The organism is Streptomyces rapamycinicus NRRL 5491, from assembly GCF_024298965.1.
Classification (GTDB): Bacteria; Actinomycetota; Actinomycetes; order Streptomycetales; family Streptomycetaceae; genus Streptomyces; species Streptomyces rapamycinicus.
This window is the reverse complement of record NZ_CP085193.1, coordinates 7,616,929-7,638,060: the sequence shown is the minus strand read 5'-3', so window position 1 is coordinate 7,638,060 and position 21,132 is coordinate 7,616,929. Positions and strand designations below refer to the sequence as shown.

At 73.9% G+C, this 21,132-nt stretch carries 2 protein-coding genes; both read right to left on the bottom strand.

Translation table 11 applies throughout. From position 1 onward, the window contains the following. Positions 1–51: 51 nt before the first annotated feature. Positions 52–15,789 carry a type I polyketide synthase gene (locus LIV37_RS31975; RefSeq protein WP_420834387.1) on the bottom strand — a complete coding sequence of 5,246 codons (15,738 nt, stop codon included), beginning with the start codon at positions 15,787–15,789 and terminating at the stop codon, positions 52–54. A 296-nt stretch (positions 15,790–16,085) separates the two neighbouring features. Further along, the gene (locus LIV37_RS31970; RefSeq protein WP_020871223.1) at positions 16,086–21,083 is read right to left on the bottom strand and encodes a type I polyketide synthase; all 4,998 of its coding nucleotides are present in this window, start codon (positions 21,081–21,083) and stop codon (positions 16,086–16,088) included. Positions 21,084–21,132: the final 49 nt, after the last annotated feature.

Sequence of the window (21,132 nt, the reverse complement as noted above, 5' to 3'; positions counted from 1 at the left end):
TACGCCGTCCCCGCGGTGCTGAGGTGAGTCGATGAGCTCTTGTGGAGCAGGTCAGGAGAGCCCGAGCTCGTCGTCGAGGAGATCGAAGATCTCGTCTGCCGTCGCGGACTGGATTTCACGGTCTTCTGCGGTGCTGTCCGTAGCACTTTGCGTTTCATTCCACTTCGACAGGAGGTCGCGCAGGCGGGTGGTGATGCCGGGGCGATCGAGGTCGTCCGGGGCGATCGTGGCGAGGATGGCCTCGAGCTTGTCGAGCTCCGCGTGTACGGGCTGGTGTCCGGCCGCGCTGTCCAGGCCGAGCTCCTCGCGCAGGTACCCGGCGAGCGCGGTGGGCGTCGGGTAGTCGAAGATCAGCGTGACCGGCAGGCGCAGCCCGGCGGCGGCGCCCAGTCGGTTGCGCAGGTCCACGGCGGTGAGCGAGTCGAAGCCGAGGTCGAGGAAGCCTCGTCCGGCGTCCACGTCGTCCGGGGTGGCGTGGCCGAGGACGGCCGCGACATGGCCGCGGACGACCTCCAGCAGCTCGCGGTCGCGTTCGGTCTCCGAGAGCCCGGCGAGCCGTGTCGCGAGCGAGCCCGCGCCGGAGTCGGCCACGACACCGGAGGTGGCCCCGGTGTCGGCGGAGCGCCGTACGGGGGTGCGGACCAGGCCGCGCAGCAGCGGCGGCAGCAGCCCGGCGGCGGCCTGTCCGCGCAGTGCGCCCGTGTCGATGCGGATCGGCACCAGCGCGGCCTCGGGCAGGGTGCCCGCCACGTCGAACAGCGCCAGGCCCTCGTCCTGTCCGAGCGCCGCGAAGCCACCGCGCGAGATGCGGGTGACATCGGAGGTGTCGAGGCTTCCGGCCATGCCGTCGGCCGTGGCCCACAGGCCCCAGGCGAGCGAGCTCGCGGGCAGGCCGTGGGCGTGGCGGTGCTGGGCGAGCGCGTCGAGGAAGGTGTTGGCCGCGGCGTAGTTGCCCTGTCCCGAGCTGCCGAAGGCGCCGGCGGCCGAGGAGAAGAGCACGAACGCGGCCGGGTCCAGCTCGCGGGTGAGCTCGTGGAGGTTCCACGCCGCGTCCACCTTGGGGCGCAGTACGGTGTCGATCCGCTCACCGGTGAGCGAGCTGATCACCCCGTCGTCCAGGACGCCCGCGGTGTGCACCACGGCGGTCAGCGGGTGCTCCACCGGGATGGCCGCGAGGGTGGCGGCGAGGGCGTCCCGGTCGGCGGTGTCGCAGGCCGCCCAGGTGACATCGGCGCCCAACGCGCCGAGTTCGGCGGCGAGTTCGGCCGCGTCCGGGGCTTCGCCGCCGCGGCGGCTGACCAGCAGCAGATGCCGCACGCCGCGTTCCGCCACCAGGTGGCGGGCGAAGAGTCCGCCCAGGGCGCCGGTGGCGCCGCTCAGCAGCACGGTGCCCTCCGGGTCGCCGAGCCCGGCCGGCTCGGGGGTGTCCGCCGGGGCCGGGACCCGGGCGAGCCGGTAGGCGTGGCCGGTGCCGGAGCGCAGGGCGAGCTGCGGTTCGTCGGTGGCGAGCACCGATGGCAGGGCCCGTTGGGAGGCGTCGGTGCCGTCGATGTCCACCAGGACGAAACGGCCGGGGTTCTCCGACTGCGCGGACTTCACCAGGCCCCACGCGGTGGTGTGGGCCAGGTCGGTGACGTCCTCGCCGGGGGCCGCCGCGACCGCGCCACGGGTGACGAGGACGAGACGGGTGTCGGCGAGCCGCTGCTCGTTCAGCCAGTTCTGGACCAGGTCCAGGGCGTCCCGGGCGGCGGCGCGGGCGCTCTCGGGCAGGGACGCGATGCCGCCGGTGGCGGTGAGGGGAGCCTTACCGTCCGTGGCGGGCAGGGACGCCGCGCCGTCGGCCGCGCGCAGAGGCGCCACGCTGCCGGTCCCGGTGAGAGGCGCCGCGCCGCCGTTCGCGGTGAGGGACGCCACGCCCGTGAGGGACGCCACGCCCGTGAGGGACGCCACGCCCGTGAGGGGCGCCACGACCACATCGGGGGCGGACGCGCCACCGTCGAGGGCGGCGGCGAGCGCCGCGAGGTCCGCGTGGTCGTCCAGCCGTTCGCCGCCGACGGTGAAGCCGGTGGCGGCGCCGAGGGTCACCCAGCGCTCGCCCAGCGGGATGCCGGTGGCGGACGCGGACAGGGCCGCCCACTCGGGGCGGAACAGCGACTCGTGGTGCGCGGCGCGCGAGGCGTCCAACTGCTCGGCCGCCAGCGGGCGCAGCACCAGGCCGTCGATGGTGGCCACGGCGGCGCCGGTGCCGTCGGCGAGGTGCAGCGACACCCCGTCGGCGCCGGGCCGCAGCCGTACGCGCAGCGATGCGGCGCCCCCGGCATGCAGCCGTACGCCGGTCCAGGCGAACGGCAGCCGCGCCCCTTCGCTCCCCTCACCCTGCGGGTCGAGGCCGAGGGTGTGCAGGGCGGCGTCCAGCAGCGCCGGATGCACCCCGTACCCGGCGGCCCGCGGCTCGAAGCCCTGGGGCAGCCGGATCTCGGCGAACAGCTCCTCGCCGCGCCGCCAGGCGGCGTGCAGCCCCTGGAAGACCGGGCCGTAGCCGAGTCCGGCGGCGGCCGCGCCCTCGTAGAACTCCTCGGTCGCCAGGGCCGTCGCGTCGGCCGGGGGCCAGGCGCTCAGGTCCACCGGCTCGTCCGGGCCACCCTGGGCGTTCGCGCCGCCCGGAGCGAGGAAGCCGGTGGCGTGGCGGATCCACGGCTCGTCGGCGGGCACGTCCTCCCGGCGGGAGTGCAGGGTCAGCGGGCGCCGCCCGGTCTCGTCGGCCGCCGCGAGCTCCAGCCGCAGCTGGACGGCGCCCTGTTCGGGCAGGACCAGCGGGGCCTGGAGGGTCAGCTCCTCGACCGTGTCACAGCCCGCCTCGTGACCGGCGCGCAGCGCGAGTTCCACGAAGGCGGTGCCGGGCAGCAGCACGGTGTCCATGACGGCGTGGTCGGCCAGCCAGGGGTGGGTGAGCAGCGACAGCCGCCCGGTGAACACGAAGCCACCGGTGTCGGGGAGTTCCACCGCCGCGCCCAGCAGCGGGTGGTCGGCCGTGTCGAGGCCCGCGGAGATCACGTCCTCGACGGAGATGCCCACGTCGAGCCAGTAGCGCTGGCGCTGGAAGGCGTAGGTGGGCAGCTCCACGCGGCGGGCGCCGCGTCCGCCGTAGACCGCCGCCCAGTCCGGGGCCGCGCCACGGACATGGACGTGGGCGAGGGCGGTGGCGAGCGCCTGGGCCTCGGGGCGGCCACCGCGCAGGGCGGGGACGAACACCGCGTCGGTGTCGCCGTCCCTGTCGGTCCCGGTCCCGGACCCCGCCGCGGTCCCGGTCTCCGTCTCGGCGAGGCAGTCCTCGCCCATCGCGCAGAGCACTCCGTCCGGGCCGAGCTCCAGATACGTGGTCACGCCCTGCTCGCGCAGGGTGCGGACACCGTCGACGAAGCGGACGGACTCGCGGACGTGGCGCACCCAGAACTCCGGCAGGCGGATCTCGTCGGCGGAGACCACGGTGCCGGTGAGGCAGGACACCAGCGGGATCTTCGGGGCGTTGAAGGTCAGGCCCTCGGCCAGCTTGCGGAAGTCCGCGAGCATCGGGTCCATGTGCGGGGAGTGGAAGGCGTGGCTGACGGTGAGCCGCTTGGTCTTACGGCCCCGCGCCTCGAACGACGTGGCGATCGCGACCGCCGCGTCCTCGTCACCCGCGATGACCACCGACGTCGGGCCGTTGAGGGCGGCGATGCTCACCCGGTCGGTGAGCAGCGGCGCCACCTCGTCCTCGGACGCCTGGACGGCGATCATCGCGCCACCGGCGGGCAGTTCCTGCATCAGCCGGCCACGGGCCGCGACCAGCGCACACGCGTCGGCGAGCGAGAACACACCCGCCACGTGCGCGGCGGCCAGTTCGCCGATGGAGTGGCCGGACAGGTAGTCCGCCTTCAGACCCCACGCCTCGACCAGCCGGAACAGCGCCACCTCGATCGCGAACAGCGCGGGCTGGGTGACCGCGGTGCGGTCCAGGGCCTGGGCGTCCTCGCCGAACAGCACGGTCTGCAGCGGCCGTTCGAGATGCGGGTCCAGCGCGTCGCACACCTCGTCCAGCGCCTCCGCGAAGCGCGGGAACGCCCCGTAGAGCTCACGGCCCATGCCGAGCCGCTGGCTGCCCTGCCCGGTGAACAGGAACGCCACCTTGCCCTCGGTGGCCACCCCGCGCAGCGCCTGCGCCGGGTGCTCACCGCGCGCCAGCGCGTCCAGCGCGCCCAGCGCCTCGTCATGGCCCTCGGCCACCAGGGCGACGCGGTGTTCCAGCGCGGCGCGGGTCGTGGCGAGCGAGAAGCCCAGATCGGTGAGGGAGGTCCCGGGCTCGGCGGCGATCCGCGACCGCAGCCGCCGCGCCTGGGCCCGCACCCCGTCCTCGGTACGGGCCGACAGCAGCACGGGCACGTACGGCAGGGCCTCGGGCTCCGCCGCGGGCTCGTCCGGCTCGGGGGCGGGCGGCTGCTCGATGATGGCGTGGGCGTTGGTGCCGCTGATGCCGAACGAGGACACCGCGGCCCGGCGCGGACGGCCGCTCTCCGGCCACTCCCGCGCCTCGGTCAGCAGCGACACCGCGCCCGCCGACCAGTCCACATGCGGCGACGGCTGGTCCACGTGCAGCGTGCGCGGCAGCAGACCGTGCCGCATCGACAGCACCATCTTGATGACACCGGCGACACCGGAGGCGGCCTGGGTGTGGCCCAGGTTGGACTTCACCGAGCCCAGCCACAGCGGCTGTTCCGCGTCCCGCTCCCGGCCGTACGTGGCCAGCAGCGCCTGCGCCTCGATCGGGTCGCCCAGCGTGGTGCCGGTGCCGTGCGCCTCGACCACGTCCACCTCGCCGGTGGTCAGGCGGGCGTTGGCGAGGGCCTGGCGGATGACGCGCTGCTGGGACGGGCCGTTGGGCGCGGTCAGGCCGTTGGACGCGCCGTCCTGGTTGACGGCCGAGCCGCGCACGATCGCCAGCACCTCATGGCCGTGTCGACGGGCGTCCGACAGCCGCTCCAGGAGCAGCATGCCCGCGCCCTCGCCCCAGCCGGTGCCGTCGGCGGCGGCCGCGAAGGACTTGCAGCGGCCGTCCCTGGCCAGTCCGCGCTGGCGGCTGAAGTCGATGAACGTACCCGGGGTGAACATCACCGTGACACCGCCGGCCAGCGCCAGCGAGCACTCGCCCTGGCGCAGCGCCTGCGCCGCCAGGTGGAGCGCCACCAGCGACGACGAGCAGGCCGTGTCGACCGTGACGGCCGGGCCTTCGAGGCCGAAGGTGTAGGCCACGCGGCCGGACACCACGCTGCTGGAGCTGCCGGTGCCGAGGTAGCCCTCGACCTCGCTGGGGACGGCGTGCAGCCGGGACCCGTAGTCGTGGTACATGACGCCCGCGAACACACCGGTCCTGCTGCCGCGCACGGACAGCGGGTCGATCCCGGCGCGCTCGAACGCCTCCCACGAGGTCTCCAGCAGCAGCCGCTGCTGCGGGTCCATGGCCAGCGCCTCACGTGGCGAGATGCCGAAGAACGCCGGGTCGAACTCGGCCGCGTCGGGCAGGAATCCGCCCTCGCGGGCGTAGGAGGTGCCCTGGGTCTCCGGGTCCGGGTCGTAGAGCGCCTCGAGGTCCCAGCCGCGGTTGTCCGGGAAGCGGGAGATGCCGTCCTCGCCCGCGGCGAGCAGCTGCCACAGCTCCTCGGGGGTGGTGACCCCGCCGGGGTAGCGGCAGCTCATGGCCACGATGGCGATCGGCTCGTCGTCGGTGGCGGCCACGACCGGAACCGGCGTGTGCACCACCGGGGACCGCTCGCCGACGAGCTCGGTACGCAGCTGGCGGGCCAGCACCTGAGGGTCCGGGTAGTCGAAGATGAGCGTGGCGGGCAGCCGCAGCCCGGTGACCGTGTTGAGCTGGTTGCGCAGCTCGACGGCGGTCAGCGAGTCGAAGCCCAGCTCCTTGAACGCCCGGCCGGAACCGATGGTCTCCGCTCCGGCGTAGCCGAGCACGGTGGCCACCTGGCCGCGCACCAGGTCCAGCAGCAGCCGCTCCTGTTCGGGCTCGGACAGCCCGGCGAGCCGCCCGGCAAGGCCGGACTCGCCGCCCGCCGCGACCGCGTCCACCGCGCGCCGCGCCGGGATCCGCACCAGACCGCGGAACAGGGGCGAGACCGCGCCACTGGCGGCCTGGGTGCGCAGGGCCGCGATGTCCACCCGCATCGGCACCAGCGACGCCTCGGAGACGGTCAGCGCGGTGTCGAGCAGCGCGAGGCCCTCCGCGACCGGCAGCGGCGGCAGTCCGGCGCGCCGCATCCGGGCGATGTCGGCCTCGTCCAGGGTGCTGCCCATACCGGCCCCGGCCCACAGGCCCCACGCGAGCGCGGTGGCGGGCAGGCCCTGGGCGGCGCGGTGGCGGGCGAGGGCGTCCAGGAAGGCGTTGGAAGCGGCGTAGTTGCCCTGGCCCGGGCCGCCGAACACACCGGAGGAGGACGAGAACAGCACGAAGGCCGTCAGGTCCAGCTCGCGGGTGAGCTCATGCAGGTTCCAGGCCGCGTCCACCTTCGGGCGCATGACGTGGTCGACGCGCTCGGAGGTGAGGGAGCCGATCACACCGTCGTCCAGCACACCGGCGGTGTGCACGACCGCCGTCAGCGGATGCTCGGCGGGAACGGTGGCGAGGGCCGCGGCGAGCGCGTTCCGGTCCGCCACATCACACGCCGCCCAGGCCACCTCGGCGCCCAACCCGGCCAGCTCGGCGCCGAGTTCGGCCGCACCCGGGGCCTGATCGCCACGGCGGCTCACCAGCAGCAGCTGCCGTACGCCACGCTCGGCCACCAGATGCCGCGCCACCAGGCCGCCCAGCGAACCGGACGCGCCGGTCACCAGCACCGTGCCCTCGGGGTCGAGGCCCCGGGCGTCGCCGCCCTCCGGCTCCATGGCCACCCGCGCCAGCCGCGGCACGGACACCGTGCCCGCGCGGACCGCCAGCTGCGGCTCGCCCGAGGCCAGGGCGGCGGGCAGCGCCCGCAGCGACTCGTCCGCGCCGTCGGTGTCCACCAGCACGAAGCGGCCCGGGTTCTCCGACTGCGCCGAGCGCAGCAGACCCCACACGGCCGCACCGGCCAGATCCGCCACCGGCTCATCGGCCTCGACGGCCACCGCGCCACGGGTCACCACGACCAGCGGGGCGTCCCCGAACCGCTCCTCCTCCAGCCACCGCTGGACGACCGAGAGCGCCGCGCCGGCGGCGCGGTGCGCTCCGCGCGCCGCCTGCTCACCGACCTCGGCGGACGGCGAGACGACGACGTACTCGGGCGCGGGGGCGGTGCCCGCGGCGACCGCCCCGGTCAGCGTCTCCAGGTCCCCGTACGCCGAGGTCCCGAGCCCGAGCGGATCGGCGCCCAGCACCGCCCACCGCCCGTCGGCGGGAACGTCCGCCCCGGCCGCGTCGGCGAGCCCGGCCGTGGTCGCCCACTCCAGGCGGAACAGCGACTCGTGGTAGGCCGTGCGCGCGCTCTGGATCTGCTCGGCCGAAACCGGGCGCAGCCCGAGCGTCTCGACGGCCGCGACGGGCGCGCCGGTGGTGTCGGCGATCTCCAGCCGGACACCGTCGGTGCGGGCGGGGGTCAGGTGTACCCGCAGCGCCGAGGCGCCGCTCGCGTACAGCGACACGCCGGTCCAGGCGAACGGCAGCCGCCCTTCGCCGCCCGTGTTGCCCAGGCCGCCCATGCCGATGGCGTGCAGGGCGGAGTCCAGCAGCGCCGGATGCAGCCCGAACGCGGCGGCCTCCTCGGCCGTCTCCTCGTCCAGCGCCACCTCGGCGAACACCTCGCCGCCGCGCTGCCACGCCCTGCGCAGCCCCTGGAAGGCGGGGCCGTAGGCGAAGCCGATGTCCAGCAGGCCCTCGTAGCGGCCGTCCAGCTCCACCTCGGCCGCGTCCGCCGGGGGCCACGCGCTCAGCTCGAACGACGCCTCCGGACGGCCGCCGGACGCCAGGACACCGGCGGCGTGCCGGGTCCACGGCTCCTCGGCGGGCAGGCTCTCCAGCCGGGAGTGCAGCGACAGCGGACGGCGGCCCGTCTCGTCGGCCGCACCGACCGACAGCCGCAGCTGGACACCGCCTTGCGCGGGCAGCACCAGCGGCGCCTCGAGGGTCAGCTCCTCCAGGTAGTCGCAGCCGACCTGGTCACCCGCGCGGATCGCCAGCTCCACGAACGCGGTACCGGGCAGCAGCACCGTGTCCATGATGGTGTGGCCCGCGAGCCACGGGTGGGTCGAAAGCGCCAGCCGTCCGGTGAACAGCGTCGCGTCCGCGTCCGGCAGTTCGGCGCTGGCACCGAGCAGCGGATGCCCGGCCTCGCCCAGGCCGACCGCGGCCACGTCGCCGAGGAACAGCGACGAGACCTTCGGCCAGTAGCGCTGCCGCTGGAAGGCGTACGTGGGCAGCGCGACCTGCGCGGCGCCGGTACGGGCGTAGTAGGCCGCCCAGTCCACCGCCACGCCACGCACATGCGCCCGCGCGACGGCCGACAGCAGCGCCTCGGCCTCGGGGCGGTCCTTGCGCAGCACGGCGGCGAAACCCGCCACATCGGGGTCGGTGACGCACTCCTGGGCCATGGCGGTCAGGACACCGTCGGGGCCGAGCTCGACGTAGGTGGTGACGCCCTGGGCCTCCAACGTACGGACGCCATCGAGGAAGCGGACCGCCTCGCGGACGTGTCGCACCCAGAAGTCGGCGGTCGCGATCTCCTCTGCGGAGGCGACCGCGCCGGTGAGGTTGGAGACGATCGGGATGCGCGGGGCCTCGTACGACAGCCCCTCGGCGACCTCGCGGAACGCGTCCAGCATGCCGTCCATGCGCGGGGAGTGGAAGGCGTGGCTGACCGTGAGCCGCTTGGTCTTACGACCCCGCGCCTCAAAACCGGAAGCGATCTCCAGAGCCGCGTCCTCATCACCCGCGATGACGACGGACGTGGGGCCGTTGAGGGCGGCGATCGAGACCCGCTCGGTCAGCAGGGGCGCGACCTCGTCTTCGGACGCCTGCAGCGCGATCATCGCGCCACCGGCGGGCAGCTCCTGCATCAACCGGCCACGCGCCGCCACCAGCTTCGCCGCGTCCGCCAAAGACAGCACACCGGCCACATGCGCGGCGGCCAGCTCACCGATGGAGTGGCCGGACAGGAAGTCCGCCTTCAGCCCCCACGCCTCCGAGACCAGCCGGAACAGCGCCACCTCGACCGCGAACAGCGCGGGCTGAGTGAACCCCGTCTGATCCAGCGCCTCGGCGTCATCCCCGAACAGCACCTCCCGCAGCGGCCGCTCCAGGTGCCCGTCCAGGTGAGCGCACACCTCGTCCAGCGCGTCCGCGAACACCGGGAAGGCGTCGTACAGCTCACGCCCCATGCCGAGCCGCTGGCTGCCCTGCCCCGTGAACAGGAACGCCACCTTGCCACCGGCCACCGAGCCCTGTGCGAGCCCGGCCGCCGTGCGGCCCTCGGCGAGCGCCGCCAGGCCGGACAGCAGCCCGTCCCGGTCCTCGGCGACGAGCGCCGCGCGTTCCTCGAAGGCGGTACGGCGCGTGGCGAGCGTGAACGCCACGTCGGTGAGGTCCAGCTCGGGCCGCTCGTCGAGGTGGGCGCGCAGCCGTACGGCCTGGTCGCGCAGGCCCTCGGGGGACTTGGCGGAAAGCATCCAAGTGGCCGGGAGGCCGGACCGGGGCGCGGCGACCGGCGCCGTGTCCTCGGTCTCGTCCGCGTACACCGGGGCCTGCTCGATGATGGTGTGGGCGTTGGTGCCGCTGATGCCGAACGAGGACACCGCGGCCCGGCGCGGACGGCCGGTCTCCGGCCACTCCCGCGCCTCCGTCAGCAGCGACACCGCGCCCGCCGACCAGTCCACATGCGGGGTGGGCTCATCGACGTTGAGGGTCTGCGGCAGCAGTCCGTGCTGGATGGCCAGCACCATCTTCATCACACCGGCGACACCGGCCGCGGCCTGCGTATGACCGAAGTTGGACTTGATGGAGCCCAGCCACAGGGGCTGCTCGGCGTCCCGCTCCTGGCCGTAGGTGGCCAGCAGCGCCTGCGCCTCGATCGGGTCGCCCAGTTTGGTGCCCGTGCCATGGGCCTCGACCGCGTCCACCTCGGACGCCGACAACCCCGCACCGGCCAGCGCCTGCCGGATCACCCGCTGCTGCGACGGACCATTCGGCGCCGTCAGACCATTCGACGCGCCGTCCTGATTGATCGCCGAGCCGCGTACGACCGCCAGCACCTCATGGCCGTTGCGCCGGGCGTCCGACAGCCGCTCCACGAGCAGCATGCCCACACCCTCACCCCAGCCCGTGCCATCCGCACCCGCCGCGAACGCCTTGATACGGCCATCCGCCGCAAGCCCACGCTGACGACTGAAGTCCACAAACGAACCCGGCGTCGACATCACCGTCACACCACCGGCCAACGCCAACGAGCACTCACCCGCCCGCAACGCCTGAATCGCCCAGTGCAACGCCACCAACGACGACGAACACGCCGTGTCCACCGTCACCGCCGGACCCTCCAACCCCAACGCGTACGACACCCGACCCGACATCACACTGGCCGCGTTACCCGTCCCCATGAAGCCTTCCGAGCCATCGGGGGCGGAGAGGATCACGGGCAGATAGTCCTGGCCGTTGGTACCGGCGAACACGCCGACCTGCTGGCCGCGCAGCGTGGTCGGATCGATCCCGGCCCGCTCGAACGCCTCCCACGACGTCTCCAGCAGCATCCGCTGCTGCGGATCCATGGCCAGGGCCTCACGCGGCGAGATGCCGAAGAAGACGGGGTCGAACTCGGCTGCGTCGGCGAGGAATCCGCCCTCGCGGACGTAGCTGGTGTGCTCGCCCGTGCCCTCCGGGTCGTACAGCGTCTCCAGGTCCCAGCCGCGGTCGGCGGGGAAGTCGACCACCGCGTCCTGGCCGGACGCCAGGAGCCGCCACAGTTCCTCCGGCGACCGCACACCGCCGGGGAAGCGGCAGCTCATGCCGACGATCGCGATGGGGTCGTCGTCCAGGGCCACGCCCACCGACGACGCTCCGGGCACGGCCGGGCGCGAGCCGATGAGTTCGGCCTTGAGGTGGTCGGCGAGGGCGATCGGGGTGGGGTAGTCGAAGATGATGGTGGCGGGCAGCTTGAGCCCGGTGAGCGTGGCCAGCAGGTTGCGGATCTCGACCGCGGTCAGCGAGTCGAAGCCGAGGTCGCGGAAGGCGCGGCTGGGCTCCACCGAGTCCGGCCCGGGGTGGCCGAGGACGACGGCCACCTGGGTGCGGACGAAGTCCAGGGCGATCTGGTCGCGTTCCTCGTCGGTTCCGGCGTCGGTCAGCCGCTGGGCCGGCGATGTGGGCCGGCCGGGGATGGCGGGGCCGCCGGTGGCGGTGCGTGCCACCTCGATCGCGCGCTTCGCCTCTGAGAGGTCGGCGAGCAGCGGGTTCGGGCGGTGGCCGGCGAGGCCGGGCGCGAAGCGGTTCCATTCGATGTCCACGACGAGGGAGAAGGTCTCGTCGAGGTCGAGCGCGGCGCCCAGCGCGGCGGTGGCCGGTCCGGTGGCGAGGGCGGGCAGCCCGGACTGCCGGAGCCGCTCGGCCACCAGCTCGTCGGTGGCCATGCCGCCGTCGGCCCAGGCGCCCCAGGCCATCGAGGTGGCGGGCAGGCCCTCGGCGCGGCGCTGTTCGGCGAGCGCGTCGAGGTAGGCGTTGGCGGCCACGTAGTTGGCCTGTCCGGCGGCGCCGAAGGTGGCGGCCATGGAGGAGAAGAGCACGAAGGCGGACAGGTCGAGGCCGCGGGTGAGCTCGTGCAGATGGCGGGCGGAGTCGGCCTTGGCCCGCAGCACGTCGGCCATGCGACGCGGGGTCTGGGCGTCGAGCACCCCGTCGTCCAGCACTCCGGCGGCGTGCACGACCGTGGTCAGCGGGAGGTCAGCGGGGACGGTCGCCAGCAGCCCGGCGAGGGCGCCGCGGTCGGCCACGTCGCAGGCGGCGACGGTCACCTGGGCGCCGAGGGCGGTGAGTTCGTCGCGCAGTTCGGCGGCACCGGGCGCGTCGGGGCCGCGACGGCCGGTGAGCAGGATGTGCTGGGCGCCGTGGGCCACGAGCCAGCGGGCGACATGGCCGCCGAGGGCGCCGGTGCCGCCGGTGATCAGCGCGGTGCCGTGGGTGGTCCAGCCGTCGTCGGTGGTCTCGTGGTGCGGTGCGCGGGCCAGGCGGCGGGCGTGGATGCCCTGCGGGCGGATGGCGAGGTGGTCCTCGCCGCTGATGCCGTCGGGCCCGGCGAGGATGTCGGCGAGCCGTCCGAGGGCGCGGTCGTCGGCGGTCTCGGGCAGGTCGATCAGACCGCCCCAGCGCTCGGGGTGTTCGAGGGCGGCGGTGCGGCCCAGGCCCCAGATCTGGGCCTGTTCGGGGCTGGTGAGCCGGTCGGAGCGGCCGACGGAGACCGCGCCGCGGGTGGCGGCCCACAGCGGGGCGTCGAGGTCGGCGTCGCCGAGGGCCTGGACGAGGGTGAGGGTGCCCGCGAGTCCGGCGGTGAGCGAGGGGTGCCGGTCGTGCGGGCGCTCGTCGAGGCCGAGCAGGGAGAGCACCCCGTCGAAGGACGGGGCCTGGAGTGCCGGGTCCGGGCTGAGGGCGGTGCGGATCCGCTCGGCGAGGGCGGTGCGGTCGGCGGTGGCGCCGTCGACGTCGATCCGGTGGACGGTGACGCCGCGTTCGGCCAGCAGCCGCAGCGGCTCCGCCACCCAGGGGTCGTCGGCGTGTCCCTCGGGGGTGACCACGAGCCAGGTGCCGGTGAGCGGCTTGTCCGGGGTCTGCGGCAGCGGTGTCCAGGTGACGCGGTAGCGCCAGCGGTCCACGGTGGTGTCGACGTGGCTCTGGCGGCGCCACGCGGACAGGACGGGCAGCACCTCGCTGAGGGGCTGGTCGCCGTCGAGGCCGAGGGTTTCGACCAGGGCGGGCAGGTCCTCGCTGTGTACGACCTCCCAGAACCGGGCGTCGGCCACGGCCGGGGCGGCGGCCTCGGCGGCGGCGGAGTCGACGCCGTACGAGAAGGGGTTGGCGGGCCAGTAGCGCTGCCGCTGGAAGGCGTAGGTGGGCAGTTCGACGCGGCGGGCGCCGGTGCCCGCGTAGTACGTGGCCCAGTCCACGGGCAGGCCGCGGACGTGGGCCTGGGCGAGCGCGTTGCTCAGGGTGCGGGGCTCGGGGCGGCCGGGGCGCAGGGCGGGCAGGAAGGCGAACGTGCGGTTCCGGTCGCCGCTCACGCACTCCTGGGCCATGGCGGAGAGCACCCCGTCGGGGCCGAGCTCCAGATAGGTGGTCACGCCGTGGTCCTCGAGGCGGCGCACGCCGTCGAGGAAGCGGACGGCCTCCCGGACGTGGCGGACCCAGAACTCGGGCGTGGTGATCTCGTCGGCGCTCACCAGGGTGCCGGTGAGGTTGGAGACGATCGGGATCTTCGGAGCCTCGTAGGTCAGCCGCTCGGCCACCTGACGGAAGTTCGCCAGCATCCCGTCCATGTGCGGGGAGTGGAAGGCGTGGCTGACGGTGAGCCGCTTGGTCTTGCGGCCCTGCGCCTCGAAGCCCGCCGCGATCTCCAGCGCCGCGCCCTCGTCACCGGCGATGACGACCGACGTCGGGCCGTTGATGGCGGCGATGGACACCCGCTCGGTCAGCAGCGGCGTCACCTCGTCCTCCGCCGCCTGCACCGCGATCATCGCGCCGCCGGTGGGGAGTTGCTGCATCAGCTGGCTGCGCGCGGCCACCAGGGCGGAGGCGTGGGTGAGCGAGAGCACCCCGGCGACGTGGGCGGCGGTGAGCTCGCCGATGGAGTGGCCGGAGAGGAAGTCGGGTCGCAGTCCCCAGGATTCGACGAGGCGGAAGAGGGCCACCTCGACGGCGAACAGCGCGGGCTGGGTGTAGCCGGTCCGGTCGAGCGTGGCGGCGTCGTCGCCGAACAGCACGTCCTTCAGCGGCCGGTCGAGGAAGCGGTCGAGCTGGGCGCAGACCGCGTCCAGCGCCTCGGCGAACACCGGGTACGTCGCGTAGAGCTCACGGCCCATGCCGAGGCGCTGGCTGCCCTGCCCGGTGAACAGGAACGCGACCTTGCCCTCGGCGGCGAGACCCTCGGCCACCTCGGGGTGGTGGCGGCCCTCGGCGAGCGCGTCGAGGCCCGCGAGGAGCTCGTCGTGGCCGGCGGCGACGACCGCGGCGCGGCGGTCGAGGGCGGCGCGGGTGGCGGCCTGGGAGTAGCCGATGTCGGCGAGGCGGTGGCCGGGGTGGGTGGCCAGATGGGTCCGCAGCCGGAGCGCCTGGGCGCGCAGCGCCTGTTCGTTCTTGCCGGACAGCACGACCGGGACCAGGGGCATCTCGGCCCGCTCCGGCTTGCCGTCCTCACCACTTTCGGCGGGGGCGGCGAGGGCCGGGGCCTCCTCGAGGATGGTGTGCACGTTGGTGCCGCTCATGCCGAACGACGAGACGCCCGCGCGGCGCGGGGTGGCGCCCTCGGGGTCCTTGCCCCATTCGCGGGGGGCGGTGAGCAGTTCGACGTCCCCGGCCGTCCAGTCGACGTGCGGGGTGGGCTCGGTGAGATGGAGGGTCTGGGGCAGCACACCGTGCCGCATCGCCATGACCATCTTGATGATGCCGCCGACACCGGCGCCCGCCTGGGCGTGGCCGATGTTGGACTTGATGGAGCCGATGAGCAGCGGTTTGCCCTCGGGCCTGTCCTGGCCGTACGTGGCGAGCAGCGCCTGCGCCTCGATCGGGTCGCCGAGGGCGGTGCCGGTGCCATGGGCCTCGACGGCGTCCACCTGGTCGGGGGTGAGCCGGGCGTTGGCCAGCGCCTGGAGGATGACGCGCTGCTGCGAGGGGCCGTTGGGCGAGGTGAGGCCGTTGCTGGCGCCATCCTGGTTGACGGCGGAGCCGCGGACCACGGCGAGCACCGGGTGGCCCTTGCGCTGGGCGTCCGACAGCCGCTCGACGAGCAGCATGCCGACGCCCTCGCCCAGGCAGAAGCCGTCGGCCTCCGGGGCGAAGGGCTTGGAGCGGCCGTCGAGGGCCAGTCCGCGCATCTTGCTGTAGTCGACGAAGACGCCGGGCGCGCACATCAGGGTGGCGCCGCCGGCGAGGGCGAGCGAGCATTCGCCGTTGCGCAGCGCCTGGACGGCGAGGTGGAGCGCCACCAGCGAGGAGGAGCAGGCGGTGTCGACCGTGACGGCCGGGCCCTCGAAGCCGAAGGTGTAGGAAAGGCGGCCGGAGGCGACGCTCGCGGCGTTACCGGTGCCGAAGTAGCCCTCGAAGTTCTCGTTGGAACTGAGGATCGCGCCCAGGTAATCGTGATTGCTGGTGCCGACGAAGACGCCGATCTGCCGGCCGCGCACCGCGACCGGGTCGATTCCGGCGCGCTCGAACGCCTCCCAGGAGGTCTCCAGCAGCATCCGCTGCTGCGGGTCCATACCGAGCGCTTCCCGGGGGCTGATGCCGAACAGGGAGGGGTCGAAATCGGCTATGCCGTCGACGAATCCGCCCTCGTGCACATAGCTGGTGCCGGGGTGGTCCGGGTCCGGGTGGTACATCGTGTCGACATTCCACCCGCGGTCCAGCGGGAATTCGCTGACCGCGTCGACGCCCTCGCTGACGATGCGCCACAGGTCCTCGGGCGACGACACGCCCCCGGGATAACGGCAGCCGATCCCCACGATGGCGATGGGGTCGTGGTTCTTCGCCTCGGCCTCTTGCAGGCGGAGGCGAGTCTGGTGCAGATCCGCCGTTACCAGCTTGAGGTAGTCCCGCAGCGTCTCTTCATTCGCCATTTACGCAATCCAATTACGGCAGACGGCATCGGAAATGCTCCACAGATCCTCAACGGGAGCCGGTAACCAACAACCAAATCAGTCGACTTCTCGCTGAGAGGCTACGTAAGAACTAACCCTCATAACAACCCCTAGCTGCCCCCTATGACCCCCTGGAGACCCAAGGAGCGATAGGGGGCAACCCGGTATTTCGAAACTCTATTGAAGGATAGAGAAAATCCTGGCCGACATTGGATTCGACGTCAATAGCGAAATTCTCGTCAGGCCCTTCCGAGGCCCTTGTTGATGAATGCGAAGAGCTCTTCGTCGCTGGCCGACTGGAGCTGTTCGGCGTCCACCGTGTCCTTCGCCGGACGCTCCGGCGCCGCCGCGGCGGCGGGCTCGGCGGTGACCGCCGTAGCGTCCGACTCGTTCCACTTCGCCAGCAGCGACCGCAGCCGCATGGTGATCCGGGCCCGGGTGATGTTGTCGGGCGCGGTGCCGGTGAGCGCGGACTCCAGCTTGTCGAGTTCCTCGAGCACCGCCGTGCCGTCGGCCGCCTCGTCGGGAGCGATCCCGGCCCGCAGATAGGCGGCCACGGCGGCCGGGGTCGGGTGGTCGAAGATCAGGCTCGGGGGCAGCTTCAACCCGCTCGCGGCGCCCAGCCGGTTGCGGAGTTCGACCGCGGTCAGCGAGTCGAAGCCCAGCTCCTTGAAGGCCCGCCCGGCCTCGATGGCCTGGGCGCCGGAGTGGCCCAGCACGGCGGCCACCGCGCCGCGCACCAGATCCAGCAGCACCCGCTCCCGCTCGGTCTCCGGCAGTCCCGCGAGCTGCCCGGCCAAGGCGGCACCGGCGGTGCCCGCGTCGTCGGTCTCGGCGGCGGCCATCTCCTCGACGACCTCGCGGGCCTCCGGCAGGTCGTGCAGCAGCGGGCGCGGCCGGTCGGCGGTGAAGGCGAGGGTGAAGCGCCGCCAGTCCATGTCGATGACGGTCAGCGCGGTCTCGTCCCGGTCCAGCGCGTGCTGGAGCGTGGCGGTGGCCGGCTCCGGCGCCATCTCGTTGATGCCGTGGCGGCGCATCCGGTCGCCGACGGCGCCGTCCACCGTGCCGCCGTCGCCCCACGGGCCGAAGGTCAGCGTGGTGGCGGGCAGCCCGTCGGCGCGGCGCTGCTCGGCGAAGGCGTGCAGGAAGGCGTTACCGGGCGCCTGGTTGCCCTGGCCGGGTGCGCCGAAGGTGGCGGAGAAGTGCGAGCACAGCACGAACGCGGTCAGGTCCAGCTCGCGGGTGAGCTCGTGCAGATGGCGCGTGGCGTCCACCTTGAGCCGCAGCACCCGCTCGACCTGACCGGGGGTCAGCCCCTCGATCACCCCGTCGTCGATGACGGCGGCGGTGTGCACGACGGCCGTCAGCGGCTGGTCGGCCGGGATGACCGCGAGGGTCTCGGCGAGCGCGGCGCGGTCGGTCACATCGCACGCGGCGAGGGTGACCTTGGCGCCGAGCCCGGTCAGCTCGGCCTCCAGCTCGACCGCCCCGGGGGCGTCCGGGCCCCTGCGGCTCGCCAGCACGAGATGGTCGGCGCCGTTGCGGGCCAGCCACCGGGCGACCTGTGCGCCGAGCCGTCCCGTACCGCCGGTGACCAGTGTGGTGCCGGTCGGCCTCCAGGCCCGTACGGCGGAGGTGTCGGCCAGCGGGGCGCGCACCAGGCGGGGCCCGAAGACGCCCGTGGCACGGATCGCGGCCTGGTCGTCGTCGCCGTCGGAGGCGAGGAGGCCCACCAGCCGGGTCAGGGCGCGCTCGTCGGGCGTGTCGGGCAGGTCGATCAGACCGCCCCAGCGCTCCAGGTGCTCCAGGGCGGCCACCCGGCCCAGACCCCAGACCAGCGCCTGCTCGGGCGCGGCCGGGCGGTCCGTGCCGCCCACGGAGACGGCGCCCTTCGTGAGGCACCACAACGGCGCGCCGATCCCCGCGTCGCCGAGGGCCTGGACCAGCGCGAGCTGGGCGGCCGTTCCGGCGGGCAGGGAGGCGTGTTCGGGGTGTGCGCCCCCGGCCGGGGCCAGCAGCGACACCACTCCGGAGAACACGGCGCCCTCGGCCCCGGTTCCGGTCTCGGCTTCGGCTTCGGCGAGCGCGGTGCGCAGCCGTCCGGCCAGCTCCTCCCGGCCGTCGACGGCGGTGTCCACGGCGATCCGCCGTACGTCGGCGCCGCGTTCGGCGAGCACACCGGCCACGGCGTCGGTCCAGGTGTCCTCGGTGGCCGGGGTGACGACGAGCCAGGCGCCGGTCAGCCGCGCGGACCGCTCCTCGGCGAGCGGCTGCCACGTCACGCGGTAGCGCCAGCCGTCCACCGTGGACTGCTCACGGGCCTGCTTGCGCCAGGACGCCAGGGCGGGCAGGACGGCGCTCATGGGCTGATCGCCCTCGACCGTCAGCTCGGCGGCCAGCGTCTGCCAGTCCTCGGACTCCACGGCGGCCCAGAACTTCGCCTCCGCGGCGTCGTGCCCGGCCTCCCCCGCGGCCCGCGTCTGCGCGGCCTCGGGCCAGTAGCGCTGCTGCTGGAAGGCGTACGTGGGCAGCTCGATACGGCGGGCGCCGGTGCCGTCGAACACCGCGTCCCAGTCCACGGCCACACCGCGCGACCACGCCTCGCCGACGGAGGCCCAGAAGCGGTCCTGGCCGCCCTCGTCGCGGCGCAGCGACCCGATCGCGGCCGCGTCCACTCCGGCGTCCTCGGCGGTCTCCTGCACCCCCATGGTCAGCACCGGGTGGGCGCTGGACTCGATGAACACCCCGAAGCCCTCGTCCAGCAGCCGCCGGACCGCGCCCTCCAGCTCAACCGTGCGCCGCAGGTTGGTGAACCAGTACTCCGCGTCCAGCTCGGGCCCCTCGGCCCACTCCCCCGTCACCGTCGACAGGAACGGCACCTGGGCGTTCTTCGGCTGTACGGGCGCCAGCAGCTCCAGCAACTCCTCGCGGAGCAGCTCCACCTGCGCCGAGTGCGAGGCGTAGTCCACCGGCACCCGCCGGGCCCGCACCTCGTCGGCCTCGCAGGACGCCAGAAGCTCCTCCAGCGCGGTCGGCTCACCCGAGACGACCACCGACGAGGGCCCGTTGACCGCCGCGACGGAGATCCGCTCCTCGCCCCAGGGGGTGATGCGCTCGCGCACGTCCGCCACCGGGAGCGCCACCGACACCATGCCGCCCTTGCCCGCCAGCACCCGGCCGATGGCCTGGCTGCGCAGCGCCACCACACGGGCGGCGTCCTTCAGCGACAGGGCTCCCGCCACGCACGCGGCGGCGATCTCGCCCTGCGAGTGGCCGATCACCGCGCCCGGGACGACGCCCAGCGAACGCCACAGCTCCGCGAGGGACACCATCACCGCGAACAGCACCGGCTGGACCACATCCACCCGGTCCAGCGACGGTGCGCCCTCCGCACCCCGCAACACATCGACCAGCGACCAGTCGGTGAACTCCGCCAGCGCCGCCGCACACTCCTCGATGTGGGCCGCGAAGACGGGCGAGGCGTCCATCAGCCCCACGCCCATCCGCACCCACTGCGACCCCTGCCCGGGGAAGACGAACGCCGTCTGCCCGGCGACCACGGCGCCCCGCTCCACACCGGCCGCCATGCCGCCCTCGGCGAGTGCGGTCAGCCCGGCCATCAGCTCCTCGCGGTCCCGGCCCTGGACCACACCGCGGTGGTCCAGCGCGGCGCGGGTGGTGGCCAGCGACAGGCCGATGTCCACCGTGCGCAGCGCCGGTTCGTCGTGGAGCCGGTCCAGCAGCCGCCACGCCTGGGCGCGCAGCGCCGCCTCGCTCTTGCCGGACAGCACCCACGGCAGCACACCCGGCTGCTTGGACACCAGCTCGACCGGGCCCGGCTCCTCGGCGGGGGCCTGCTCGACGATGGTGTGCGCGTTGGTGCCGCTGAAGCCGAAGGAGGAGATGGCCGCGCGGCGCGGACGGCCGGTCTCGGGCCACGGCGTGACCGACCTGACCAGCGCGATCTTCCCCGAGGACCAGTCGATGTGCGGGGACGGCTCGGCGATGTGCAGCGACTCGGGGACCACCCCGTGCTGCATCGCCAGCACCATCTTCATCACCCCGGCGATGCCCGCGGCACCCTGGGTGTGGCCGATGTTGGACTTCACCGAGCCGAGCAGCAGGGGCAGTTCCTCGGGCCGTTCCTGGCCGTAGGTGGCCAGCAGCGCCTGCGCCTCGATGGGGTCGCCCAGCGAGGTGCCCGTGCCGTGGGCCTCCACGACGTCCACATCGGCCGCGGACAGCCGCGCGTTGGCCAGCGCCTGCTGGATGACGCGCTGCTGGGAGGGGCCGTTGGGCGCGGTCAGACCGTTGGACGCGCCGTCCTGGTTGACGGCCGAGCCGCGCACCACGGCCAGCACCTTGTGGCCCAGGCGGCGGGCGTCCGAGAGCCGTTCAAGCAGCAGGACGCCCACGCCCTCGGCCGGGCCGAAGCCGTCGGCGTCCGCCGAGAACGCCTTGCAGCGGCCGTCCTCGGACAGTCCGCGCTGGCGGCTGAACTCGATGAACAGACCGGGCGTGGACATCACGTGGACGCCGCCCGCCAGGGCGAGCGAGCACTCGCCCAGCCGCAGCGACTGGACGGCCAGGTGCAGCGCCACCAGGGACGCGGAGCACGCGGTGTCCACCGTGACGGCCGGGCCCTCCAGGCCGAACACGTAGGAGAGCCGGCCGGAGACGACGCTGCTGGCGTTGCCGGTGCCGAGGTGGCCGCCGAAGTCGTCCTCGGCGTCGAGCGCCACCGTCAGATAGTCGGAGGCGTTCATGCCCGCGAAGACACCGGTCCGGCTGCCGCGCAGGGACGCGGGGTCGATCCCGGCCCGCTCGAACGCCTCCCACGACGTCTCCAGCAGCAGCCGCTGCTGCGGGTCCATCGCCATGGCCTCGCGCGGCGAGATCCCGAAGAACGCCGCGTCGAACCGGGTGGCGTCGCCCAGGAAGCCGCCCTCGCGGGTGTAGGTGGTGTCCGGGGTGTCCGGGTCGGAGTCGAACAGGTTGCGCAGGTCCCAGCCGCGGTCGGCCGGGAACTCCGTCTGCCCCTCACCGCCGGAGGCCATGAGCTGCCACAGCTCCTCGGGGCTGCTGACACCTCCGGGGAAGCGGCAGCTCATGCCCACGATGGCGATCGGCTCATGGGCCTGGTCGTCGGCCTCCTGCAGCCGCCGGTGGGCGGCGGTGAGGTCGGTGGTGACCTTCTTCAGATATTCGCGGAGCTTGGCTTCGTTCGCAGTCGCCATGGACGTTCACCTATTCGCAATGCTCTTGATCGTCGGGGGGTCCGGATGA

What these genes read in the sequence shown, in the direction of transcription:
- LIV37_RS31970 (WP_020871223.1), bottom strand. Translation starts at nt 21,083, where the DNA reads ATGGCGACTGCGAACGAAGCCAAGCTCCGCGAATATCTGAAGAAGGTC.